This window comes from Tritonibacter multivorans (assembly GCF_001458415.1).
In the GTDB taxonomy this organism is placed as follows: domain Bacteria; phylum Pseudomonadota; class Alphaproteobacteria; order Rhodobacterales; family Rhodobacteraceae; genus Epibacterium; species Epibacterium multivorans.
The window spans coordinates 133,748-158,934 of sequence record NZ_CYSD01000014.1 but is presented as its reverse complement, the minus strand read 5'-3'; the positions used below and the strand labels follow the sequence as shown (position 1 = coordinate 158,934).

Sequence of the window (25,187 nt, the reverse complement as noted above, 5' to 3'; positions counted from 1 at the left end):
GTGAAACCACCGCGCCGTGTCTGGCTTTCGCCCTCTCGACGCGGCGGGGTGGGTGGGCAGGAGCCGCTGGAAAGGGCGCTTAGAACGCCGCTTCGCAGTCTCCCATCCGCACGTAGACAGATTTCACCTGGCTAAAGTGCTTGATTGCTTCTTTGGAGTTCTCGCGACCCACGCCGGAGGCTTTGACCCCACCAAAGGGCGCCTCGACCGGCGCATCATTGTAAGAGTTGATAAAGCAGCTGCCTGCCTCGAGGTTGCCGATCACACGGTGCGCGCGGCTGATGTCCTGGGTGAAGACCCCCGCCGACAGGCCGAACTCTGTGTCATTGGCGCGCGCCACAACTTCTTCTTCGGTTTCAAACTCCAGCACGGACAGAACCGGGCCAAAGATTTCTTCGCGGGCGATGGTCATCTCGTCGGTGACATCGGCAAAGATGGTCGGCTCCACAAAGTAGCCCTCCATATCCGCGCGCTTGCCGCCACAGACCAGACGCGCGCCTTCTTCTTTGCCCTTCTCGATGTAGCCCAGAACGATGTTCATCTGGTTCTCGGTCACCATCGGGCCAAAGTTCACGCTCTCGTCCATCGGATCGCCCAGCTTCGCGGTGGCGGTGCGCTCTGCCAGACGGGCGAGGAACTTTTCCTTGATGCCTTTCTGCACAAACACGCGGGTGCCGTTGGAACAGACCTGACCCGAGGAATAGAAGTTTGCGTTGATCGCACCGCTGACGGCGTTTTCCAGATCCGCATCGTCAAAGATCACCAGCGGGGATTTGCCGCCCAGCTCCATGGTGACATGCTTCATGCCCGCGGCCGCGGCGGCATAGACTTTCTTGCCGGTCGGCACCGAACCGGTCAGCGACACTTTGTCGACGCGCGGGTCGGTGACCAGCGATGCGCCAACCTCACCGAGGCCCTGAATGACGTTATACAGACCCGCAGGCAGACCTGCCTCGTGCAGGATCTCCGCCACTTTCAACGCGCAGAGCGGGGTGGTTTCCGACGGTTTGAACACCATGGAGTTGCCACAGGCCAGCGCAGGCGCACCTTTCCAGCAGGCGATCTGCGTCGGGTAATTCCAGGCGCCAATGCCGACACACAGACCCAGCGCTTCGCGCACGGTATAGACCCAGTCTTCGCCCATCGGGATGTGCTCGCCGGTGAGGCTGGCCGCGAGACCGCCGAAATATTCCAGCGCATCCGCACCCGAGGTCGCATCCGCCACCAGCGTTTCCTGCAGCGGCTTGCCGGTGTCATAGGTCTCCAGAACCGACAGCTCGTGGTTGCGCTCGCGGATGATGTCGGCGGCGCGGCGCAGAATGCGGCCCCGCTCGGTGCCGGTCATCTTGGCCCATTCTTTCTGCGCTTCTTTGGCGGTGACAATCGCTTGCTCCACGATCGACGGGGTCGCGGCGTACACGGTGGCGATCTGCTCACCGGTCGCGGCATAGATCACCGGGATCGGGGTGCCCTCGGTGTCTTCCACATAGGTACCATTGATGAAATGGCTCGCGGTCGGTTGTGCCGGGTGGGTCATGTCGTGTTCTTTCCTTGAACGTGTTTTTGGACTGCGGGACCCTAGTCCCTTGGTCCGAAGCGATGCATACAGCCGTGGCGCGACTTCAATCGGTTTGGTCGATTGCCACCAGTGAATGAATCGATTGAACATCCGTCCGGTTTCAGGGGTCTGCCCCGGCACATGTGGCGCCGGGACAGGGGATTTCAAGCGTTAGTGCACGCTCTGGATCTTGGTGTAGTCGAGGGTGTTTTCCTCGGGGCTTGCTTCAATCGCCATGACCTCGCGGCCTTTGAACAGAACGATGTAAACTAGGCAGGCCACGTACAGACCAATCACCACCGCGCCGATCCACTGGATCTGCAGCCACTGGCTCTGGAACGCCAGGGTCAGCAGGAACAGAACACCCGCATTGCCAAGGATATAGACAGGCTTGCCAAAACGCTTCGCGGTCAGGTTCAGGTTGTCGGTGTACAGACGGATGAGCGAGTCAAACGAGTTGATCACAAACAGCACGCCCACAACCACCATGGAGATATTGATCATGGTTGTCGTCGCGATCTCGTTCAGGTGGTAGTAATACAGCACCGAGAACCAGATCCCCAGCGGGATGGACGGGAAGATCAGAAGCGACGCCAGAACCTGCCAGGTGCGCAGACCGCCGACAAAACGGGAGGTGAACTGGCCGATCATGATGGACCAAGCGAACCACCAGAACAGGTAGAATTCGTGGTAATCGGTCAGCGGCAGCACGAATTTGTGGATGTTCGCAAAGTAGCCGCCAATGTTGGACGCGGTGGTTGCAAACTCGCCAAAGCCCATACCGGCATAGGCCCACATGCCTGCGATCAGCAGGCCAAAGACCACGGTAGAGCCCACAGACAGGATCCGCACGTATTTGATGTCAGTGGAGGAGAACGCCGCAAACAGAATGACCAGTGCGGTCAGGATGTAGAACGGCAGGATCACGCTCTCACCATCACCCACGAAGGTCGCGTAATAGGGCAGATAGATCAGGAACAGCGCGCCGGTGAAGGCACAGGTGCCAATGATGACGATATTGTTGATCAGCTTCACAATGCCGATCTCAAAGAACTTCACCTTCGGCTCGATGACGCAGAAATAGAAGGTGGTCAGGAAATAGAAGCCCCAGATCAAAAAGCCCCAGAACCCGAACTCCATCGCCAGCGGGTTGGTGAACCCATAGGCAGGCTCGGCCGCTGTGTCCGCATAGAGCGGGAAGTCCCAGGCCAGCGGGAACATGATCAGGCCCACGTCCAGACCGGATGTGAACAGAATTGCGATAAAGGTGAACAGCGGCACCGGCGTCACGCCGACCACTTTGAGGTTCCACCATTTCAACGTGCAGAAAATCACCAGCGCGAACGCCAGCAGAATCCCTGCCGATATCAGATATGTCATTTGTACCTCCCCTTCCGGGGCACAACCCCATCCGGTTTCCAATTGTGTTGTTATGGCAGCCACCACGGCGGCCGCACCCAATCCTTGATGTTGGATGTCCCTAAAGAACCAAAACTTGAACAGCCATTCAAGTTTTTTCAGTTTGCGGCGATGAGATATTGAACAGAGAGCCGCCTTGGACCACATTGGCGCCATGGCCAAGAAACGCATCCGTGATATCCGCAATGAGGCAATGATCGCCGCCACCATCCAGACCGTGTACGAACGCGGCTACCAGTCTGTTACTATGGCGGAAATTGCCGCAAAGGCAGGCACCTCGGCGGCGTCGATCAGCTATTATTTCGGCTCCAAGGAAGGCTTGTTAGAGGCCACGATGCGCTATCTGCTGCGGATTTTGCAACGCTCATTGATTCAGCGATTTAAATCTGCTGCCACCCCCGAAGACCGGCTGTACGCGATTGTCGACGCCAACTTTGATGATTCGCTGTTCACCGTTGAACAATGCAGCATCTGGATGCAGTTCTGGGGCTCTGCCCCCTATACGCCCCGGTTTGCGCGGCTGCATCGGATCAACCGCTCGCGGGTGCGCAGCCATCTGCGTCACGAACTGCGCGCCCAGATGCCCGCCGATCAGGCCGAGGTCGTGCGCAGCGCCATTCAATGCTACATGGACGGCGTCTGGCTGCAGGCCACCCAGTCCGAAGCGGCGCTGGATGCCGCCGCCGCCCGCCGCGAGGCGCGCCGGGTTGTGACCCGTCTGCTCAGCGACGTCTCAATGGCGGCTTAAACGCTCAGCTCTGCGCGTCGGGGTGGGTTGGCGCCGCTGCGGGACACCGTCACCGCCGCAGCCGCCACGCCAAGGCGCAAACAGGCCTCCAAGGCCCCTGCCCCCAGGTCGCGCACCGCCGCTTTGCGCAGCAGCCCGTCTGCGTGCAACTGCGCCAGCACACCGGCGTTGAACGTGTCGCCCGCGCCAACTGTATCGGCCACCGTGACCTGCGCGGCCGCCACCCGCACCACGTCTCCTGACGGCAGCAGGCCCATGGCCCCCGCCCCGCCCAGCGTCACCAGCACCACCGCAGGCCCCATCGCCTGCACCGCGCGCGCCTTCTCCTCCAGCGGTGCCGCCTCCGGCAGCAACCAGCCCAGATCCTCGTCCGACAGTTTTACAATATCGGTTTTTGCCAGCATCGCCTTGAGCCGCGCCACATAGCGGTCGCGGTCAGCAATAAAGCCGGGGCGAATGTTGGGGTCCATCATCACCAGCCGCGTGTCCGCATTTTCCGCCAGCAATGCGGCATAGGCTTCGGCTCCCGGCTCGCACGCCAGTGAGATGCCGCCAAAAAACAGCGCCTCAATATCAGCCCCCAGCTTGGGCATGTCCTCGGCCCGCAACATCCGCCCGGCTGAATTTTCATCCATAAACGTGTACTGCGCGCTGCCGTCGACCAGTTGCACAAAAGCCAAGGTCGAAGGCCGATCCGCGCGAATGATCAGATCCCGGTTCACCCCATTGTCGGCCAGGGTTGCGTCCAGCATCTGCCCAAACATATCCGTGGACAGCCCCGTCAGCAGCGCCGTCGGCGCCTCCAGCCGCGCCAATGCAATCGCCGTGTTGAAAACGGCACCGCCCGCATGGGGCACAAACCCCTCGCCCCCCGTGGTCGTCGGGGCTGGGATCATATCAATCAACGCTTCACCGCAGCACAGAATCATCGCCGTTTCCTTCCACTGGCATTCCGCAAGGTTAGAGGCGTTTAAAACGATTTAAAAGATTGGATCAACTGGCAAAGTTTAGCGCTACCATAATCTGTGCCCGCCCATCTTCCGACCTACAGAGCCCAAATAGATCTCTTGGTCGGCATTTCCTCTTATTAGAGCCTAATTCAGACCCGAATTCCACCGATCCGCATACAGCGGAAGCGGCCCCATCGGGACAGGGCCGCCCAAATTCAAATCAGCCCAGATGATCGCGGATCACCTGCAACAGCGCCTCGGTTTCACCAGCTTCAAGGTCGCAGCCTTTCAGATCAATGCGCAGCCCCTTTGCGCCCAGTTCGGCCGAGATCCGACCACCCCGCGCAATTTTGCCGCCGTCAATTTTGACCACCTCTTTGGGCCGCCCGCCGCGCGCCGGGTCTTTCTCTGGCTCGGCTTCCTCGAGCCCGCGCAGCGCACCCTCCAGCAGGTTGATTTCCTCATTGGCAGTGCCCGGCACTCTGGCCGCCAGCGCAGACCGCAAGGCCACCTGACCGCCCGCGCGCAATGCCGCCGCCAGTTTCAAGCCCAGCCGTTCGGACATCTGGCTTGGGAAAGACAGCATGTCCCCCAGCGCTTCGTGCACAACGGCAAAGCTGCGGACCTTGGACCGTTTCGCCCGCGAGGCGGCCGCAAACAGCGCATCCACGGCGTCCTCGACCGAGGCAAACACCCCCTGCCCCACAACCAGCACCGCGATCCGGCCCCGTTCATAGGGGCTCAGATCCGCGCGCAGTTCGTTCTCTTCGATCATCGACACATAGGCGTCCGCGCCCTCTTGCCCGACGCGGACAAAGGCGGGGATCTCGTCAAGACCAAGGCGCCCAAACGCCTCGAGACGGCGATAGCCCGACACCAGACCAAAGCCTTCGTCCTGTGGCACCACCTCGATTGGCGACCGCAGACCGTTGGCTTCGATCGAGCTGATCAGCTCTGCCATTTCTTCGCCATCCAGCCCCATGCGGTCCCGGCGCAGATAGTCGCGGTCGACTGCGGCCACGGGCACCATCTGCACCGCACGCCCCTGCCCTTCGGCCTCGCGCCATTTCTCGGCGTCGGCTTTGTCTTTGGCCGCTTCCACCCGATCAGTGAGGCTGGCCATGCTGTTGGCCTGCGCCGTCTCGGCGGCGACTTTGGCAATTGGCGGCACTGTGTTTTGGCTGCCGGCAAAGGGGTTCACCTGCGGTTTCGCGGCGAACCCTTCTTCGATCTTGTCCAGTTCAGCACTGTCCGGGGCAACCAGTCTTCTGCGTTTGGCCATGGGTTAGTTTCCTTCCATATGCGCGTCGCGCCACCAGCTGCCGATCAGGATCTCTTTGAACTCGGCATAGGTTCTGTCAAAAGTCTCGCGGCCCCGCACGTAAGTGTCGCGGTTGAAGTCGCGGTAATCTGCCTCGTAAATCCCGTTCACCTGTTCGCCTGCTTGCCCAACAAGCGCCGTGACGTCCTGACGATAGGCATTCATGAAGTCGCCAAAATAGGCCTGAATGACATTGGCCATATCGGTCTGCTGGCTGGCATCAAACCGCGTGATCAGCGCCCGGACCACGTCCCATTCAAACTTCACCTCGGGCAAACCCGCCGCGCGTTGCGCCACGTTTTCCCCCTCCTCGATCGAGGCAAAGGTCGAATAGAGCATATCAAAGAAGCGTCCCGTGGAATCAAATTCCAGGAACGACGCCCCCAACGGCACCAGCAGAATATCCGCCGCTGCCAAGGCATTGATCGTCAGATAGCCAAGCGCGGGCGGCGTGTCGAGGAAGACAATATCATAGTCCTCCAGAATGCCCTCATCCTCGAGGAAGTTGGTCAGCGCATCCCACAGCGGCCAGCTGCGCAGCCCCATCCGCCAGACCGGGATCTGAAATTCCGCCCAATAGAGGTTCAGCTGCGCACCGATCAGATCAATGTTCGGCCAATGCGTGTTTTGGATGACGTTTCGCGGCGAAACATTCAGCGCTTCTTCCAGGGTTTCATCCAGCGGGATCTCGGGCTTGCCGGCGGCCCGGCGGACCTCGTTCTCTGCCAGAACAGCCTTGGCATAATCCTTGGCAATCAGCGGGAAGACCGTGGACCATTCGTCCTCGACCGTGCCGCCAAGGATCGACGACATAGAGCCCTGGCTGTCCAGGTCGATGACCAGAACCTTATAGCCGTCCAAAGCCGCCGACATGGCCAGATGCGCCGCGGTGGAGGTTTTGCCAACGCCGCCTTTGAAGTTCGCCACAGCCGTCACTTTGGCCGGGGCACCTTCGGGGCGATACGGCAGGTATTCTTTTGTCGAAATGCCTTCGCTGGCGAAATGCTGTCGCAGGGTCAGCACCTCTTCCAACGTGAACCATTTCGATCCCCCTTCCCCTTCGCCTTGCGGCAGATCGGGGTTGGCTTTCAGCACGCGACGCAGATGCGCAGGCGCAACGGGGATAAGGTATTTTGTGATCTCCCAGGTGGAGAATTTTCGCAGCCGCTTTTCACCATCCGGCGCATAGCCGCGCCGGGCCAGATCCTCGCGGCCCTTTGCACAGAAGGCTGCAGCCTTGGCAAATCGCGAGGTCTGAATAGGATCCGGCAGCTTTTCCGATGCAGCCTTGGGATCCAAATTGAAATAGGGCGGGAGGGGCGTGGTGGACATAGATGCTCTGCCTCAAAGAATGTGCGCTGTTTCCGCTTATGTCGTGCAGACTAGAGAACATTCTGCGCCTTGCCTAGGTCTTTGCGCCAATGTTTGGCCGATCTCGCGCTCAGGCACCTAAGTTTCGCGGCGAAACATGTACCTAATCCTAAGAAAGCGTACTGAACGTTTATTGATTTTTAGAATATTTAGAATCTTTGCCACTAGGAAAACGTTTTATTTCAAGGCGTTAATTGTCTTTGGGGACCCGAATACAGTCTGAAAGGGACCCATCTGCGGGATCAAAGGGACCCAGACACGGGATCTAAGGGCCCTGCGCGCGGGATTTAGGGCACCTTTTTACGGGATACGGTGTTTTTGCCTTCGGGGTTTGCGACTGTTGTGCGTATAACACGCACAGAGGCCCATGGGTGAAAGAACGCTCTGTTTTGACTCTTTTAGACCCTGAAACAGGCTCTGCATCAGGGGGCCGCTCTGGCGGTCTGCGGGGATTTGATTCGCAACGGCCTGCGGCACCTGCCCCGGCGCGGGGGCGTCACGTCCTGTAAATGGGTCCCCTAAGGGTGCCGCCCTTTTGGGGCATATCCTGTAAACGGGTCCCTTTCTCGGGCGCAGATTAAATCCACAAAAGGAACCCAAGGCCAATTGATGGGTGGGTTCCTTTGTGCCAGTCTGACGCCAAAGAGCAAGCCCGTGATTCCGAACATTTCAGAATTCGGACCGAGGGCCAACAACAGGACAGGCTGATGCCAGACCAGGGTACAGAGATCGACCGCGATCGTTTGACCGGCGCTTTGACGCGCGAGACGGTCAAAAAGAACGTTGCCGCCATTCACATTTCGGGCAAGCTGACATTGCTGCAGCGCAAGCTGTCGAACGTGTTGCTGCTGAATGCCTATGACACGCTGACCACGGCGCGCGAACATACGATCGATGCGCGCACGCTGGCGATGATGGTCGGGTATAATTCGAACGATTTTGACACCCTGCGCGCAAGCCTGAAGACGCTGGCGGAGACGGTGGCCGAATGGGACATGCTGGACGAACAAGGCCATCAGGAATGGGGCGTCTCGGCGCTGCTGTCCTATGCCAAGCTGAAGAACGGGATCTGCGAATACGCCTATTCCCCGGCGCTGGCGGCGAAACTGCATGACCCGAAAATCTATGCCCTGATCAATGTGCATATTCAGCGCAACTTTTCCTCGGGACATGGGCTTGCGCTCTATGAGAACTGCTATCGCTTTGTGCGCACGGGGTCGACCGGCTGGTGGAGCCTCGAGATCTTTCGCAAGCTGATGGGGGTCGATGGCTCTGACTATTACCAAAGCTACAAACATCTGAACGCCAAGATCATCAAACCGGCGGTGGCCGAGGTCAACAAAAGTTCAGACATTATTGTCGAACCCGAGATCCGCAAAAAGGGCCGCTCGGTCAGCGACATCCGCTTCCTGATCCGCGAAAACCCGCAGATGGCAATGTTCCAGATCGACGACAGCGAAGGCATGCGCAATCTGCCGGTCTACAAGGCCTTGCGCGGGCAGGGGGTTTCGGACCGGTTGGCGCGGCAGTGGATCACCGAACATGGGTCGGAGTATGTGCAGGAAAAGCTCGATTATGTGGCGTCCCAAGATGGGGTGAAATCGCGGCTGGGCTATTTGCAGGCCGCCATCAAAGGGGATTACACCCCGGTCGAGTCAGAACCACGCATGACCCCGGAACAACAGGCGCAGGTTGATGCAACGTTGACAGCCCGCGCGGTAGAGCAGGCGCAAGAAGCCGCAGCGTTTGAGGCGCGGGCCATCGAACGCCGCAATCGGGCGCGACAGCTTGATATTGTGCAGGACCTGGTTTCGCGGCGAAACCCCACCCAACGTGATGCGGACAAGCGGCTGTTCATGACCAGCCTCGAAAGCGATCTGGACCGCGAACATTTCCGTCAGCACGGCTGGCGGTCCGCGCTGAATGCGGCTGGGATTATCAGTTTCTGGCAGGAGCTGGAGCCCGACGCCTTTGCCGACTAACCGGACCAAAGACGGGGACGCGGAGAGGTTTCGCCGCGAAACATGCCTGCGTTTCGCACAACGCCTAAAGTTCTAGGTCTGGGCGGGATCAAAAAGGCACATTTCAGCCCCGCCATTTACCGCAGGTTAAACCTCGCCGCGCCAAGAAGTGACGTCATTTCGAATTGGAGATTCCAAGATGTCATTTTTCCAGCGATTCTGCGGGGTTGTCGCCCTCGCAGTGGTTCCTCTTGCCGTGCAGGCGCAAGAATCCCCGGTGTCCGTTGCAGGTGCAAGCACCGTCTCTGTCGAAGAAGCCTATGCGCTGTTTGAACAGGAAGCCATCTTTGTGGACGTGCGCAAACCGTCTGATTTTGACAGCGGCCATATCCCCGAAGCGGTGCATCTGGACCTGAAAAGCACCTTCAACGAGGGCGCATTGGCCGAGGTGGCACAGAAAACGGATGCGGTTGTGTTCTACTGCAATGGCTGGTCCTGCCTGCGGTCGTCCAAAGCCAGCGAACAGGCCGTCGCCTGGGGCTACAGCAATGTCTATTACTTCCGCGATGGTATGCCCGGCTGGGACGTGGCCGGCCTGCCCGTCGAATAAGCCAGTCAGGGAGAGTTTCACATGACCTTGACGAGCCGAATTACCTTCAGCGTCGTGGCCTTTACCGTTCTGTTGATGGTTGGTGTCGGTTTTGGCGCAATGACAGTGTTAGAGCGCGTCGAGGGGTCGATGCTCTCGCTCAATGCGCAGAACACCAATGCGGCGGCCTCCTCTTTGCTGAAACGCGGCGAAGGGGTGCTGTCGCAGCACGCGCGCCTGATCACGCGCAACAAAGCCCTGACCGAAGCGGTGCTGAACGAAAACACCGCCGCGCTGGACGAGGCGCTGGCTTCGACCTTTAACCGGATTTCCGCGCGGGGCGATGTCACCGACTTGCAGGTGTACTCTGCCAGTGGCGATCTGCTCTATGCCAAATCCGCCAGCACCCGCGCGGCAGGGGGCAACCTGCTGCCGCCTTTGGTACAACAAAGCATCGACAGCGGCCGCCGGGCCTTTGACCTGACACGGTTGGATACCCACCGCTTTGGCGTCGGCTATACGCAGCCGGTGATGAAAGGGCGCAAGAAGATCGGTTTCCTTCTGCTGGCGCAGGATCTGGACAGCAAGGCCGCAAGTCTGGCTGGCGGTCTGGGCGGATCTGTCTTTGTGGCGCGCCGCGACGGCGGGGCAGGGGCGGCTTATGCGCTGCAGGCTGAGGCGTCGGATCCCGCGTTGAACGACGGTGCAGACCAGGTCGTGGTCGCCAATGAGACCCTGGCGCCTGCGGTATTCAGCGCCTTTCAGGACAGTACAGAGTCTTTTGCGATTGTAGCCGAAGGCGGGCATCACTTTGTGGTCACCCGTGAACGGTTCTCTGCTGCGGCTGATGTCGCCGCAGATGAGCTGTTTCTGGCGATGGATTACACCGCGCAACGCCAAGAGGAAAACGCGCTGCTGCGCCGGACTGGGGCGCTGGTTGGTTTGGGCGTTTTGGGTTTCGTCGCGTTTCTTGTGGTCTTCCTGAACCGTCTGATGCTGCCCCTGCGCGAAAGCGCCAAGGCGCTGAAAGCCGCCGCGTCTGACCGCGAACCCTCGCCAATCCGGGCCCGCAGCTCGGCCCGTGAAATCGTGGCGCTGAACACCGCGATTGATGCGCTGCTGCGCAAACGCGCGGCCGAGCAGCAGGCGGCGGCGGAAATGTCCGTGGTGGTTGCAGCCTGCGCGGCGGGGGACTTCACCCAGCGTCTGCGCACCGACGACAAAGAGGGGCTGTTTGCCGATCTTTGCGCCGATGTGAACCGGATCAGCGATGCGGCCAATGGCGGTCTCGAAGAGATCCGTACCTCGCTGGACTATTTGGCCAAGGGTGATCTGACCCACGAGATGTCCGAGGATCTGAACGGCGTTTTTGGCGAGATTGCCAATTCCATGAATGCCACGCTGGACAGTCTGCGCGGGGTGATTGGCCGGATCGCGGTAGCGTCCAGCCAGATTGACCGGGGCACCGCAGAGATGTCGGCAAACTCTGACGTTCTGGCCCTGCACACCGAACGCAATGCGGCCTCGGTCGAGGAAACCGCCGCGGCGCTGGAGCAGATGTCGCAAACGGTTACAGGTGTAACTAAATCCGTCGATGAGGTCCGCACCTCGGTCGAGCGGATCTCGCGGGAGGCGACATCTGGATCGGAACTGATGGTCCGGGCGATTGCGGCGATGAAGGAAATTCAGGCCTCGTCCGACACCATTGCCAAAGTGCTGAGTGTGATCGAAGACATTTCGTTCCAGACCAATCTTCTGGCCCTGAACGCCGGTGTCGAGGCGGCGCGGGCGGGTAATGCGGGCCGTGGCTTTGCGGTGGTGGCGCGCGAAGTGCAGGCGCTGGCGCAGCGGTCGGCAGAGGCGGCGCTGGAGATTTCGGACCATATCCGCACCTCGTCGAAATCCGTGACCTCGGGCGCGCAGATTGTCGAAGACACGGGCGCGGCGTTCGAGAAAATCGTCACCTCGGTACGGGCAAGTGACGACACCATTCAGGAAATTGTGGTCGCCACCCGCGAAACCGCAACCGGCATTGGTGAAATCAACAGCGCCACAAGCGAGCTGGATCAGGCCACCCAGCAGATCGCCGCCAATTTCCGCGAGAACCACAGCAAGGTGCAGATGGTCGAAGGCCAGAGCCGTGATCTGGCGCAGATCGTGGAGACCTTTGAGCTGGGGCAGGGGCAGGCGCGGTCTGCGCCGCAACAGGCGGATGTCTTTGCCGCCTAGGCCGCTTTGGCGCTCTTGCGGCGTTTGGGTAAATTGACCATAGGATGCCCCGGAACGGTTGCCCCGTTTCGGGGCATCTTCTTTTGATCCGGGGAGAGCAGAGACATGCAGAAGATATCCATCATTCTGACCGGCGGCACGCTGGCCAAAACCTATGAGGCGTCGACCGGCAATATGGTCAATGCCGACAATGATGCGGCCCGTCTGTTTGGCGATCTGTGTCTGGACGGGATGGACGTGCGTTTTGTCGATCTGCTGCAGAAGGATTCCCTGGATTTCACCGAAGAGGACTTTGCCCTGATCCTGCGCACCGTGGCCGAGGCCCACAGGGCAGGGGAAAAGGTTCTGCTGATCTGCGGCACCGATCGGCTGCCGGATCTGGCGCAAAAGCTTTGCGAGGATGGGGCAGGGGGGCGCGGTGTCACGGTGCTGACCGGCGCCATGGTGCCGCTGTCGGTGAAGGGCACGGACGCGCCGCAGAACCTGACGCAGGCGCTGACGGTCCTGCGGCTGAGCGATGCGGGTGTGCGCACCGCCTTCCACAATCAGGTGTTTGAAGGCGGCGCGGTTGAGAAAGACCGCGTGGCCCTGACCATGGTCGTGCCTGCTGGGTAATTCCCCTTATTAGGCTCTGATCCCATGCCGATAGACGCTGGGGTCAGAGCAGGCTTTGTTCTGGCAAGCACATGAAAACGGGGGCTTTTGTCCGTGCCATTTCTGGCCGCCTATCAAGTTGACAAGCCCCGAGATTTGCCCGATACAGCCACAAGAAGTGCGGGCCCTTAGCTCAGCTGGATTAGAGCAGGGAACTTCTAATTCTCAGGTCGGGGGTTCGAGTCCTCCAGGGCTCGCCATTTTCATCTTTTTGTGTTCTTACAGCATAACAGTGCCCGTTTTGGGCATAAGCGTGCCAATTGGCTGTCAATGCATTTGTTCTGATTGGCTGCTCCCAGAAAAGAAAATGGCAACGGACGGTGAGCGCCTCGCTCTAACCTTTTGCTTTCAGGCCTATTTTAGAAACCGCGTTAACAGCATCTTCACGCAAGTAGATGCCACCATAGTCCCGGCTGTTCTGTGTGAAGGGGTGAACACCAGCGATCTTTAGAGCGTGCCGAACTGTGTTTCGGTGCAGACCTGTTTCCCCAGACAGAATTGTGATCGTCGTAAAGCGCGCCTTGAACGCATCAATGTCCTCATCCGTCATAATATAGGTAAGCTGGTTCGCATTGGGGTGCTCGACCTGAGTGGCGGGGGTATGTCCGTCCTGAATAAAGGCGACAAAGATCCCTTTTTGGCGCAACCCGATGCTGCGGGCAAAAGCAACTGCAGTGGGACAGTGAAAGGACACGGTTTTAGGCCTTTCAGCGCTGAACTCAATCACCTTTGACTTCGGTACCATCAGTGAACGATACCCCCGCCGGTCTGGCAGATATCCAATGGGGAGCGTTCCCAACACAATCTCGTCGATCAAACGACTTAGACCGCCCTTAACTAGCCCACCTGCATTGTGCAGAGGAATCCAACCTGCTGCGTCCTGCGGAATATCTTTCGATGCGTTGACCAGAGTACTCAGAAGATCTTGGGCTTGGTTTGGTTGCCACCGTGCCTGGACCTTGGGGTCACTGACCGCTGGTGTCAGCAAGCCCTGTTCCACCAGCCTTTGGAATTGGTCCTTGGTCGCGCCGAGTATTTTGTAAATGACTTTCGGCCCGACCCATCGCGGGATGTCCTGAAGTAGATCGTTGAAACGGATGGCATCAAACGTCTTGCGCGTTGGGGGGCGCTGGTCACCGTCGGTGAAGGCCCCGTTCTCGGTCAACACCCGGTCCAAAAGCTCCTCCCAAACGCCAATTTCTTTTGCGGCGCTGGCGACCGAATGGATCCTGCGTTCCTTGACAACATGCCCAAGGACGACGTCCCCCGGGGCATGGGGCCAGTTGTCTAGAATGCAGACGCATAAAACGTTGCGGAATTCCGCAAACTCTTCCGCATCTGCGTAATCGCGGTTCAGCATTGGATGAAGCGCACCAAAGGCCTTCTTCGGCCCATCTCCTGGACCCGATGCTGCTGCTGCCAGGGCGTTTAGAACAGCTGGCAGGCGCGATGGTTCGTCGCTCAGCGCATCAAAGCCAACCACCTCGGGCCGCTCTTGTCCCGCTGTCCTGAAACGCCCTGCAATGTCGTGGCGTATGATTTGTTGCCCGATGTGCAGGCAGAGGCGGGAGGCTGCAAAAATGGTATGCGCTTGCAACCATGTCTCGTCTTTCCCCGTCAGCATGCGCTGATGCAGCCAGCGGTCGTATTCTGAAACCTGGGAGCTGGATGGTTTGGATTGTGCCAGAATGGGCGCGCCCAGCAAATCCGAGAACCGCGCCTGGAAATCCCACCGCTTTGACGGCGTATCCTCGTCCCAAAGTGGGACTAGCGGATGGCCATGCGCCGCGCAGACCTTGGTGTAGGCGAGCTGCCAATCCCCGCGATATGACATGGCCTGCAAGGGCGCTGCAGGCTGGGTGTCGATATCAGCCCGCAAGCACAACGGACATCCCATGACCACAGGGCTGCGCAGAGCACGCGAAGGGACAAGCTCGCCACGATACTGAATGCGGATGTCACCTGTCGGACGCCCAGTCCAAGAGACAAGTTCGTCCATCTGTTCACCGCAGAGGCCCGCGACCTCCGCCAACGCCCGAAGCGCGGTCTCTTCAAAGTTCAAAATGCGTTTGAATGAAAAGCCCATGTCTTTCGAAAATGAGGCAGCATCCAGCCCATTCGCCGCTGCCAACCGAGATACAAAAGACGGCAAAGTCTCCCGCGCGTTGGGGGCAAGCGTAAGACACAAAGAGGGCACGATATCTTCCCCTCAACATTTTCCGGAGGCTTAACAAGGCCTACCGATATCTTGAGTATCCTCAATTTTCAACACGAAGGGCGGAAAGCCGTCATTCGCTGCAGATGACAACGGCTAGGACTTAAACGTTTTGAGCAGACATTGAGCGGCAAACGATTAACCGGCGGACCCTATTCAGGACATTATGTCGGATCACTCACCCTTTGAAGGATCTTCGAAGCGCGTTTCAATATCCGTAAATGTGACGACTTCCACGGAGTGCTTGTCAGCCAATTCCGCAAAAATCAAAGGAGTGGGCTGGCTGAGCAATAAGACACGCTCCACTGTTGCAATCTCCATGCCAACGTAGTTGCCCACCTTATCGAGGTTCGCCTCAATCTCCTCACATCTGTTCAAGTGCTTCTTGAGGTCGTCTGGCTTACCGTTGCGCTTAATGATGCCTTGGTACTTCGATAACCGATTTGCGACTTCGCCGATTGTTTTGTCAAACGACAAATCTTTGCATTCGATGATGAGAAGACGCTTGCCAGCTTTGTTCCATGCCAGCACATCCACATCACCAAACGTCGGCGATTTCTGCCTGTCGAAAATCTGACCATCCGATTGATTTGACTTGGCTTCCCAGCCGATCTCAATAAACTTCTTCGCTACAATGCTATTGAACTCTTCGCCGACCTCGCTATTGATCGCGTCCATCAACTTAAAAAGTTTCCCGTTCGTTCTGAACATGTCATGCGAGAATACGCCTTCAAGCGTATTCGCATAGAACCGTTCCAAGTGCAGAACGCACATAGCGGGAGCGATCATCAGCGTTGGGTCTTCTTCATCATTCACCTGAACAATGGGTTTCGTCACCAATGACAGTTGTCTTTGAAATCGCCACGGATGCCACGCGTGGTCAGGATAACCATCTGGCAAGTCAGTCCATGATGGGCGCGGTTGAAGCGTAAAGCTATTGAGACACTTACCGACTATTTCATAGTCAAGTTCGATCTCCTTCCCGATCCGTTCAACAAGAGCTGAGCGTGGCTCTTTGATGATCGGCTTGCCATCGGCCTGCAAGATCATCCAAAAGCCGCCGATAAATCTGAGAAAATCTTCGGCGCTGAAGCCGAACTCATCAAGCCAAGCAATCTCAAAGGCATCCTTATCTTTCTGTTCTTTCTCGGAAAGATCGGGCGGTGTTTGGTTTGCTTCCCTGGACTCGTAGCGAGAGGCGTATTTTTTCTTCTCTCCTGCGAGGGAGTGTGCGGTAAAATGCTGACCAAACGGTCTTATCACAGCGTCACTGAACCCGTGATCCATCATGACTTCACCAGCAGGTGAGATCACGATCTCTGGAGGCATAATGCCCGCAAGCATAGCTGCGCGGTACCCGCCCAGGTGATGCATCTGTGAGGCATCAGCAAGGAGTCTATTGATGTCCATATCGCTAGGTTCGAAGCCTTTGTCTAATGGCGCTTCGCATATGGCAGCCTCAGCAATGATCCTCGATGCCATGCTTCCAGCAAATAGGCGTCCGATTTCTTCGGAGGCATCTTGAACTGCAAAATCGTCCGTATCGCTCAGTGCCTCAACCGCACCAAAGGTGCGCTTCCATACGTCACTTTCGTGCGAACAAGACTCGTGATTGAGCAACGCGCGCTCAAGTAAAGCTTCGCGATCAAAGGTTGCCACCTGTTCCTTGAACCGCGCAGCAAGCACATCGAGCAACTGAGTGAGATAAGCGGCACACGGGCCTTTGCCTTCAATTTTGTGACCGTCCGAGCGGTCGCGACACGACCATCCTAGTCCGATCCGTGTGAAGGCATCGTCTAGCTGTTCAACGACCAAAGGTGACGGCAAATGATCACGAACATAGTCGCGCAAATCTGGCTCAGAGAACGCGTGCAAGTGCCGCGCTTTCTCTGACTTCACTACCGACCAAATCAGCGTTTCAAGTTCATCTCGGTCTAGCTCGCGCCCTTGCGCCTCAGCACATGCGCTGATCAGCGCCCCAACAAGTTGTCGCTCTCCGAAATTGTCCGCACGACGACCTGCCGACATGAAGCCCTCCTTGACATTGATGACAACGTCCACACGCTCGGACTGAGTGCCAGAGCGTCGCTCGATCAGGGAAGAAATTTCTTCATCGGTTGGTCTTGGTGCAGTCCCATCAATCGCGATCTCATCGTCACCAAAGGCAACATGGTGAGACATCTGAACACCCTGCGGGGTCTCATCTTGTGCATCAATCATGCGAAAAACTTTCTCGGCCCAGTGCATAGTCAGAGAAAGAAGCTGATAAGCGCTATGTCGGTCCAAGCCATCCTTGCTGCTCACGCTTATCCAGTATTGCCCCTTTTCACCAAGATAGACATTTCGATATTCACCGTCGCGGTAGCCAGTAACATCAACGTAAAATGGCGATAGAGATCGCGTACCGTATCTTGGCGTTGCATGTGCGCGTTGTGCTTCTGCAAATGTACCATCTGGACGCTCCAAGGTCCGAATGTCAGACGCGAGATAGGATTCAATGCGAGCATCCAACAAACTATTTGTTGGAATATGCATCATGCCGGGATGGTCCGCAGTAACAAAATCATGCTCCAACTTCTCATGTTGGACGATGTGTCCATCGTTATTCATCATCCAAGCCCACAAATTTAAAATGCCGTTTGCATTGATCAGGACGATATTCTGTTCTGACACGGCGTCTTGAGCATCCAATATCTTGAATAAGTCAGTGGTCTTGAATTTAGGCATGTCATGAAAAGCAAGCGCATCATGAGGGGGCATCAATTCAACGCGCCAACTTTGAGGGAGTTCAGGTGGTCTAAATCCGACATATCGACCCCAGCCGCATGGAATAACAAGTGTCAGGCCCTCGCGGAAGTCCGACGCCTCAACGCATTTCTTATGCGCTTCTTCGATTGATTTCCCCACATAATCCGAAATCGGGTCTACTGAGTTCGTGCCGATAAATGTTTCTTCTGCGAAGCCCTCAAAGCCATCAACAAAGAACAAGAGGTGTAGGTATCGCCCTTTATCCAGCTCCTGCACGAGTTGTGCGGCATGGAACGGGCCACAATACTGCATCTGAAGTGGCGGCGGATTTTTCTTGAGTAAGCCTTTATTGGCAAAAAGTTGCACGTACACATTGGCAAGCGCTTCGTGCAGCTCTCTTTCCATCTCCATCCTTTGACATAGCGTTATCATCATATGACGGATCGCCGTGCCGATCATCGTCGGATGGAAGACGACCAGTTCAGCCTTATGCAGGATGAGAGGATGCCAATCCAAAGGGCTATGACCAGGCTTATGGTCTTGGAGACCTTTCGAGTGATCTTTCTGAATAAAGAAGGGCTCAAGCGTTGACAGATCAATCGTATGGTCTTCAAGCTCACTCAGCGAGAAGACGACCCTTTGGCGTAACTCTCGCCACGTCTCTGGTGAGGGTTTGCCGATCCCCGATTTTGGTGTTGTGGCCCCTACATAGTAAGGCGGGACACCAAATCGCTCTGCAATCAGCTCGGATAGTAAGAGGATCGAGCGAACACCATTTTTCATCATGGTGTAAGGTCCACCATTCGGCATGTCCTGTAGGATCGTCAAGAACATTTGAGTGTGGAAGCGATTGCCTTCAGCACTTCCCTCAAAAAGTCTATATTGCCGCCCTTCAAATGTGACAGGGGCAACAAATACATCTTCGGTCGCGTCTTCTTGCCTTCCGCATGTCCCCTTGTCGAGTGCGTTAAACCAAGCTGTTACATTCGCTGGCGTAGGCCGAGATTTTCCTTCTGCATGAAGGAACACTAAGTGGATCAGGACTTCCAAACGATAGTGGTTAGCCTGCAATTCAGGGATAGTCATCATAGCGCCAATAATGCGCAAACAATTCACACGACCGTATTTTTTCAGTGCCCTACAGACTGTTTTGTATTCTTTTGAGAAATCCCCAAATGTTTTGCTGAGGGGAAAAGGTGCGAAATCCTCCAGATTGACATTCTCGCCAAGATTTAAGCTCGCCATTGTTGCATCAGGCGGGCCTGCTTTTCCCTTTATAAAATCAGAGATCAGTTTTAACAGATCATCATCGTCTTTAGACACAATACCCTCGCAGGGAGTTGACACATACGCATTTTCGTTTTCCGCAAAGGTCGACCTTTAGGCTACGCACGCAGCATACTCAATAGTACTTGGTTATCGGTTCCTAGCGGGTCAGTGAAAACGGTTTTTAGGTTCAGGCAGTTGTGAAGCAAGCCTAGCGAACTCCAACGATGTGCGATTGGCTTCCGAGAAGTAAGCTGCCAGTTTCTCGATATCGCAGCTACCGGGGTCTGGTGCCGATGCTTTGAACTGCTCCAGATATGCCCTCGCGGCCAGCTCAAGCTGCTGTATCTCTTTTTGCCCTTCGGAGGAGTGTAAAGGTGAACGAAGTGTTGGCCCATTTCGCCATTCGTGGTCGCGCCAGGCGTCTCGAGAGGCTTGGCACCTTAGTTGGAACGTGGCGAAGCTCTGTTCAACGCTTGCTTCAGTCTTTTGCCTTTCCAATCGCAATGCGTTGATCTCGGCCCCTTTAGTTGCTTTGAGTGCCGCCTTCATTGATCTCCGATCGAGCATCCAGAATGCGACACCAAGCGTCGCGACGATGGCTGTGTAGAACTCCAGCGGATTTGTCAGCAACAAGTACTGAGCGTATTCAATCATCAGCCTTCCCCTAGATCGTCCAGCACCAACGAGCACCCACAACATGTGGTCGCTGGATGGCGTCAATTCAACCGTTGGGGCCGACCTAACCCCTACGCGGAAGTCATTGTTCTTATGAATGTCTCCTTTGACGGGCCGCACCGCAGCGACAGCTACCGTAGTCGGAAGGCAGCTTAGGGCCGATCCTTTCCCGGGAACGTGATCTGTTGCTTCGACATGCTGCGCTCAATCTAATGGCGGCAAAGAGCCCGAAGTGTATGATGCTGCGAAATGGTTCAAGGGCGGCTTTTGTGAAATGCGAGAATTGTGTAGATTGGAGGGAAATGTTTCCGCGACACACCCGTTGAATAAACCGGTGCGTTCAAACACATTGGACTTTGCTGAAACAACGCTGATTTCCTATAGATTGGTCCAGCTGGGCGCAACAGTGACGCCCATTGGGAAAATGTTGCAATGACACAGGTTTGGTTTTCTGATCTCGACGGGCTGGACGCCATTCGAGACTATGCTTCGGCGGATGCCGAGGGTTTGTCATCTGACGAAGACATTGCCGCAGGCTTCAACTGGCAAGGAGATCCGGTGCCGCCCGTCGCTATCCCCAAGGGGATTCGTCAAAGAACGAAGCGAGGCGGCGCTTTGTCAGAGCTGAACCTGATCCGCAACCGGTTTTTGGTGATCGGGCCGAAACTGGCGACATTGCTGAAAGGGTACGATCTGGGGGCAGGGAATGTGTATCCTTTGGATGTGTATGACGCTGACGGCAACATGACCTCTTCCGGGCAGTTCTATTTCTGGAATTTCGGAAACGTGGCCAGTCATCTGATGCCTGAGCAAAGCCAGGAGTTGAAGAAGTCGAACTTTGGATACGAAAAGCCAGGTGAGCATGTCTACTATCCGCCGATCTTTCCCAAAGACGACACAATTGCCTTGTCGCGCGATTGCCTTGTCGGACCTGATGTCTGGCGCGAGCGTTTTTTGCACAAAGGCACATTTCTGAGCGACCGCTTGGCACAAGGGTTAAAAGAAGCCGGCCTCGCCCGGAAGTTCAAGCTGGTCCGCTGCCGCGTCATTTGATGCGGAGGCTTTGGCCTCACCAGTTAGGCGAAGTGATGTTAAAGGCATGGCCTCAGCCAACGACCGAATGCCGCTCAACACTCACTTAGGTGTACCAATGAAGCTCTTCGACGGCGCCTTGCTCGTCCATTATTGAAATGTGATTTGGCACGATTGCCCCCTAACGATGGTCGGCTTTTTCCCACTGTCCTATCGAAAACAGACCTTGGCGTATCCGCAGCGAAATGGCGGTTTGTCCGCTTTGCCGCCTTTAGTTGTTCAAAGGGCAATGTCTGGTTTTCATTTGTCGAACTGCCACAAACGTGGCACTGACAGGCAGGAGAAAGATCGCAGCTTTGATGAAACGCGCCTGAAATTCAGACCGACGTTTCCGTTGGAAACTGGAATATTCAGTCTAATCTTCAAATCCATCCTACGGTCGCTATAGTCCCAAGATCTTGATCTTTGCATAAAGCTGACTTCTTGAAATGCCAAGTTCCTGTGCGGTTTTGGCTTTGTTACCATCATTGCGTTTCAGCGCACGCCGGACCAATTCTGCCTCGTATTCGGCGAGTTGTGGTGAAAGCGCCCTGTCTTTGGGCGGTCTTCCCGCGACGGCGCGTTTGACCCGGGATTTGCGTAACTTCAGAACTGCGCCCCGTCGGGCCAAGGCTTCGGCGATGGTCTCGATCAACATCTCCATCGGGCATGGTTTTTCCAATACCGTTACCGCTCCTTCGCGCATGGCCCTCACCACGGTCTCGGTCTCGGCAAAGCCTGTCAGCACAATAACAGGCAATTCCGGGTCCACCGCGTTGGCTCTCGCGATCAGATCAAGCCCGGTTTTCCCCGGCATTCGGATATCGGTGACGACACATCCCTCAAACCCAGGTACAAGATGGTCTTTGGCATGGATATAAGACGCACAGGCGATCACATTGTATCCGGCGATCATAAGCCGCGATTCCAGCGCTTCGAGCACATCCCTGTCATCATCGACCAAGAGCACGTTTTTCATTGTCGCGCCTCCCCACCGGGGTCAAAGGTCAGGGTAACAGAGGCACCACCTTCAGGGGGTGAAGCAAGATCAAGCGCGCCGCCAAAACTTTGCATAATCTCCGCCGAAATTGAAAGCCCCAGGCCAAGCCCGTTCCGATCCGCTTTTGTGGTCACAAAGGGGGTGAGAGCGGTATTGATGTTGGAGAAGCCGGGACCATTATCGCTGATCCGAATTTGAGGGCCCGTGAGGTATTCGATGACGACAGCGCCGGTGCCATCCTTGGCAACCGCGTCAAAGCTGTTTGCCAGCAAGTTCACAATAATTTGCTGCAAACGCGGCGATGTGGCGACCCCTATTGGCAGATCGTCCGGAAGCTGATGCTTAACAATGATTTGGCTGCGCCTGGCCTCATAGTCAAGAATATCAATTGCCGCTGCGACCGGTTTTGACAGGTCTGTCAGGACCGGCGGCGCGTCATCCTTTCGGGCAAAGCTCTTGAGATTATTCAGTATCTGCCCCATGCGCCGACAAACCGCGCGGGATTTCTCCAATAAGGTGCTGGCCTCTGTTGGCAATGTGCCTAACTGATATCCCAACGTATCCAGGCTCGCCTCCAAGGCAAAGAGAGGCTGCGATAATTCGTGGCTGAGCCCCGTCGCCATATCATTCAACACCTTGAGTTTCGCGGTTTGAATCAGCTGAGACTGGCTTTCTTTGAGGGCTTGTTCGGTGTGCTTATGCTGCTGGATCTCATCGCGCAGGTCTTGGGTGCGTTCTTTGACTCTGGCCTCTAACATGGCCGCGTCTTCAGCCAATGCATCAATCCGTGCCTGGGCCAATGCCCGCCGCCGCGTCGCGCTCAGAAGGGCAAAAAAGACTGACAGATATATTGCCAGGCCGAGCAGAAAACCAACCCCGGAATACCCAAGCAGCACACGCGGATTTCGTTGCAAAGAAAGACGTGTTGCATGCACCTGCGAGGTGACAGTTTCGCGCAACAGCCCCCAGTCTGGCTTGGCAAAGTGACGGTGCGCAAAGAGTGTTTTCCCATCAGTAGTCGCAACGATAAGGTTGTCGGGCAGCGCGCGCCAGGTCTGTGCCAAGTCGTCGATAGATTGATAGGACAAGACGAATCCCAGCCTTTCTCGCCCCGGACCAAAGACGGGTTTTCCGACCTCAAATACCCAGCCTATGGGGTCGGCTGTGATAAACCGTCGCGACAAAGCCGAGCCCCTAAGCGTCTGACGCAAAGTTTCCGGCAAAGCCGTCATAAATTGCGCATCTTCTGGATCACGCAGGCCAGCCGCAATGACTTGCCCGTTTCGATCCGCGACAAGGATCGCCGCGCGGGCCGTCTCGATCGTCAATCGACCTAGCGCATCCGGATCGGATGACCCGCCGTCATGCGCAGCAAGTGCCGCATGAACCTCACGATGCCCCGACAGTAACGACGCCACGCGCAGGTTCTGAGACAGCACATCAGAAAGCTGACTTTCCAAACGCGCTGCCTCTTTGATGAGGTCGGCCCGTTCACGTGAAAGCCCGAAGTAGCCGGCCGCCACCGTGGACATGCCAACGATGACGGCACAAGCCAACACATAGATCCAACCTCTCTTCATCCCAACAGATTACTGCGCCTTTACAAACTCAACAATTGCGGCTTCAACGTCAGCCTTGTCAGGTCCATAGAACAGAAACTGTGCGTGGGCCTTGCCTGGAATAGTCATCAGAGATTTGGGCTCCATGGATCCCTCGTGCAGCGCCTGCACTTTTTCAAATGACTTTTCCCCCTCAGAAACAATGAATAATTTATTGACGGGTTGATCATCCATCGGATTGCCACGAACAGGTGACATCAGCACAACGCCCGAAACGTGGTCCGTCGCGACGACCTGTTCCATGGTATTTAGAATGGCGGCTGCGCCGCTGCTTCCGCCGATCAGAACAACCTCACCGTGCCCGCGACGCGTAAGTTCTTGAATCGCGCGACGTATGGGGGCTTCGGACTTGGCGCTGATCGCAACTGAGGCAATGCCGTCCTGTTGCAATCTTGTAGCAAGGTTTTTCCAGCTTTCTTTGTTGAAGATGAAACCGGGCACAAAAACCACGGCCCTTTTCCCCTCCGCAGGATAATATGCGGCGTCGCTCATGTAAAACGCGCTATCGATCCCTGTTTCCAGTGTTTCTTTCGACTGCGCCGAGGCCGCCCCTCCCAAGGCAACGCTGACTGAAAGGATCAGGCTATAAAGTCGTTTATTCATGAAAGTTCTCCACTGTTTATGATCTGTCTCCTAAGTCTGAACGAGAGGCGATTTTTCCTTTCAAAATAATCTGACGATCTACTCGGGTTATTTTCCCCCTTAATTTCAATGCCTAATGGCCCGCTCATTTCCATGAGCTCGCATCTGTGTCCGATTTCTCGTAATAAAACATCGGTCCTACTACTTATCTAGTAAGTGTAAGAATCAGGCGGACGTGCTTGAGTAACTCCAGGTAAGGGCGAGTTTTGTTGGAACCAGACATTCACCTGTGTTGCAGCATCGGTGAGTCTGGGCTCAGCACCGACCAACGCCGCAAAAGGGACAAACACCCGCTTCGGAAAGGCGAACGGCAGGACCGTTCGCCAAGATGGTTCAGATATCGATACGCTCAGAGATGCTCAGGGCATCTTCGAGTTCGACGTCAAGATACCGAACAGTACTGTCGACCTTGGTGTGGCCAAGCAGCAGTTGAACGGCACGGAGATTGCCGGTTTTTCGGTAGATCTCCGCTGCCTTTGTTCGGCGGAGCGAATGGGTGCCATATCCGCTGGGCTCCAGTCCGATCGCCGTAACCCAATCACGAACGAGCCGTCGATACTGGCGGGTTGAGATGTAAGGCCGATCATGGAAACGGCTGGGAAACATAAACCGACACGCAAACATCTCCGGTGATTTGACCCAAGCCAGCACGGTTTCGCGCGTGTTTTCTGTCAGTTCAAATTGAACCGGTCGCTTGGTCATACTCTGGATGACCGACACACGTTCACGGACGCGGTCACCTTTGACGAGATCAGGAACTGCCAGTTTAACCAGATCACAGCCACGCAGCTTGCTGTCGATGGCGATGTTGAACAAAGCCAGATCGCGTAGGTAGCCCGCAAGTTCGAGCCTGGCCCGGATCGCCCAGACCTGTTTTGGTAACAGCGGCCTCTTCTGACCAATGATGCGTCCTTTGTTCCAAGCCTTGCGCTTGGGGGTGACTGCGGGAAGTTGAACTCGTGGCATAATATGCCCTCCGATCCGCCCTCCGCACCCAAGCATCAGCACCGCGCTGACGGGACGACTCTACAGTCTGAAGGAATGACCGGTGTCAGAGACGCGCGATGTCAGTCGTTGCCGCGCTGGCATTGGTCCGGTCTGAGCCCACTTTACTGAATGCTTCGTTGTGTTCTTAGGGCTGCTTTGCT

At 56.4% G+C, this 25,187-nt stretch carries 18 protein-coding genes and 1 tRNA gene; 7 read left to right on the top strand and 12 right to left on the bottom strand.

Annotated features, from left to right (window positions below; translation table 11 throughout):
• Window positions 1–79: 79 nt before the first annotated feature.
• Together betB and TRM7557_RS04760 are read right to left on the bottom strand one after the other, a co-directional pair.
• Window positions 80–1,537 carry a betaine-aldehyde dehydrogenase gene (betB, locus tag TRM7557_RS04765; RefSeq protein WP_058289072.1) on the bottom strand — a complete coding sequence of 486 codons (1,458 nt, stop codon included), beginning with the start codon at window positions 1,535–1,537 and terminating at the stop codon, window positions 80–82.
• Between the two features lie 192 nt (window positions 1,538–1,729).
• Entirely contained in the window at window positions 1,730–2,938 is a 1,209-nt protein-coding gene (locus tag TRM7557_RS04760; protein WP_058289071.1) for a choline transporter, read from the bottom strand.
• Between the two features lie 193 nt (window positions 2,939–3,131).
• Here TRM7557_RS04760 and betI point away from each other — a divergent pair, with 193 nt between their 5' ends.
• Window positions 3,132–3,725, top strand: a complete 594-nt coding sequence (betI, locus tag TRM7557_RS04755) for a choline-binding transcriptional repressor BetI (protein WP_058289146.1) — start codon at window positions 3,132–3,134, stop codon at window positions 3,723–3,725.
• On the opposite strand, the gene TRM7557_RS04750 is transcribed toward betI, so the two are convergent.
• From TRM7557_RS04750 to TRM7557_RS04740, 3 genes are all read right to left on the bottom strand, one after another.
• Window positions 3,722–4,654: a carbohydrate kinase family protein gene (locus TRM7557_RS04750; protein WP_058289070.1), complete on the bottom strand. Its 933-nt coding sequence runs from the start codon at window positions 4,652–4,654 to the stop codon at window positions 3,722–3,724. The two genes, betI and TRM7557_RS04750, sit on opposite strands and share 4 nt — an antisense overlap.
• A 241-nt stretch (window positions 4,655–4,895) precedes the next feature.
• Complete coding sequence (locus TRM7557_RS04745; RefSeq protein ID WP_058289069.1) at window positions 4,896–5,957, bottom strand: ParB/RepB/Spo0J family partition protein; 1,062 nt, start codon at window positions 5,955–5,957, stop codon at window positions 4,896–4,898.
• 3 nt (window positions 5,958–5,960) lie between these two features.
• A complete protein-coding gene (locus TRM7557_RS04740; protein WP_058289068.1) occupies window positions 5,961–7,328 on the bottom strand; it encodes an AAA family ATPase in 1,368 nt (455 codons plus the stop codon).
• A 746-nt stretch (window positions 7,329–8,074) separates the two neighbouring features.
• Between TRM7557_RS04740 and TRM7557_RS04735 the strand changes: the two genes are divergently transcribed.
• From TRM7557_RS04735 to TRM7557_RS04715, 5 genes are all read left to right on the top strand, one after another.
• Window positions 8,075–9,349: a replication initiation protein gene (locus TRM7557_RS04735; protein ID WP_058289067.1), complete on the top strand. Its 1,275-nt coding sequence runs from the start codon at window positions 8,075–8,077 to the stop codon at window positions 9,347–9,349.
• Between the two features lie 178 nt (window positions 9,350–9,527).
• On the top strand, window positions 9,528–9,938 hold the full coding sequence (locus tag TRM7557_RS04730) for a rhodanese-like domain-containing protein (protein WP_058289066.1): 411 nt from the start codon (window positions 9,528–9,530) through the stop codon (window positions 9,936–9,938).
• A gap of 21 nt (window positions 9,939–9,959) precedes the next feature.
• Window positions 9,960–12,146 (top strand): methyl-accepting chemotaxis protein, encoded by a 2,187-nt coding sequence (locus tag TRM7557_RS04725; protein WP_058289065.1) that lies wholly within the window; start codon window positions 9,960–9,962, stop codon window positions 12,144–12,146.
• A gap of 105 nt (window positions 12,147–12,251) precedes the next feature.
• A complete protein-coding gene (locus TRM7557_RS04720; RefSeq protein WP_058289064.1) occupies window positions 12,252–12,761 on the top strand; it encodes an asparaginase domain-containing protein in 510 nt (169 codons plus the stop codon).
• A 161-nt stretch (window positions 12,762–12,922) separates the two neighbouring features.
• Window positions 12,923–13,000: transfer RNA gene (locus tag TRM7557_RS04715), tRNA-Arg, on the top strand.
• 134 nt (window positions 13,001–13,134) lie between these two features.
• Here TRM7557_RS04715 and TRM7557_RS04710 read toward each other — a convergent pair.
• The 3 genes from TRM7557_RS04710 to TRM7557_RS04700 all read right to left on the bottom strand — a co-directional run bounded on the left by TRM7557_RS04710 (window position 13,135) and on the right by TRM7557_RS04700 (window position 19,686).
• Window positions 13,135–14,997, bottom strand: coding sequence for a TniQ family protein (locus TRM7557_RS04710; RefSeq protein ID WP_235811394.1), 1,863 nt, complete (start codon window positions 14,995–14,997; stop codon window positions 13,135–13,137).
• 192 nt (window positions 14,998–15,189) lie between these two features.
• On the bottom strand, window positions 15,190–19,086 hold the full coding sequence (locus TRM7557_RS04705; RefSeq protein WP_131727518.1) for a hypothetical protein: 3,897 nt from the start codon (window positions 19,084–19,086) through the stop codon (window positions 15,190–15,192).
• Window positions 19,087–19,197: 111 nt separating this feature from the next.
• Window positions 19,198–19,686, bottom strand: coding sequence for a hypothetical protein (locus tag TRM7557_RS04700; protein ID WP_058289061.1), 489 nt, complete (start codon window positions 19,684–19,686; stop codon window positions 19,198–19,200).
• Window positions 19,687–20,139: 453 nt separating this feature from the next.
• Between TRM7557_RS04700 and TRM7557_RS04695 the strand changes: the two genes are divergently transcribed.
• The gene (locus TRM7557_RS04695; protein WP_058289060.1) at window positions 20,140–20,760 is read left to right on the top strand and encodes a hypothetical protein; all 621 of its coding nucleotides are present in this window, start codon (window positions 20,140–20,142) and stop codon (window positions 20,758–20,760) included.
• Window positions 20,761–21,181: 421 nt separating this feature from the next.
• Here the strand turns inward: TRM7557_RS04695 and TRM7557_RS04690 are convergent, their stop codons facing one another.
• From TRM7557_RS04690 to TRM7557_RS04675, 4 genes are all read right to left on the bottom strand, one after another.
• The gene (locus TRM7557_RS04690; protein ID WP_165592412.1) at window positions 21,182–21,742 is read right to left on the bottom strand and encodes a response regulator; all 561 of its coding nucleotides are present in this window, start codon (window positions 21,740–21,742) and stop codon (window positions 21,182–21,184) included.
• A gap of 11 nt (window positions 21,743–21,753) precedes the next feature.
• Window positions 21,754–23,310 carry a sensor histidine kinase gene (locus TRM7557_RS04685; RefSeq protein WP_165592411.1) on the bottom strand — a complete coding sequence of 519 codons (1,557 nt, stop codon included), beginning with the start codon at window positions 23,308–23,310 and terminating at the stop codon, window positions 21,754–21,756.
• Between the two features lie 57 nt (window positions 23,311–23,367).
• Window positions 23,368–24,000, bottom strand: coding sequence for an alpha/beta hydrolase (locus tag TRM7557_RS04680; protein WP_058289057.1), 633 nt, complete (start codon window positions 23,998–24,000; stop codon window positions 23,368–23,370).
• Between the two features lie 372 nt (window positions 24,001–24,372).
• Complete coding sequence (locus TRM7557_RS04675) at window positions 24,373–25,005, bottom strand: tyrosine-type recombinase/integrase (protein WP_058289056.1); 633 nt, start codon at window positions 25,003–25,005, stop codon at window positions 24,373–24,375.
• Between the last annotated feature and the right edge of the window lie 182 nt (window positions 25,006–25,187).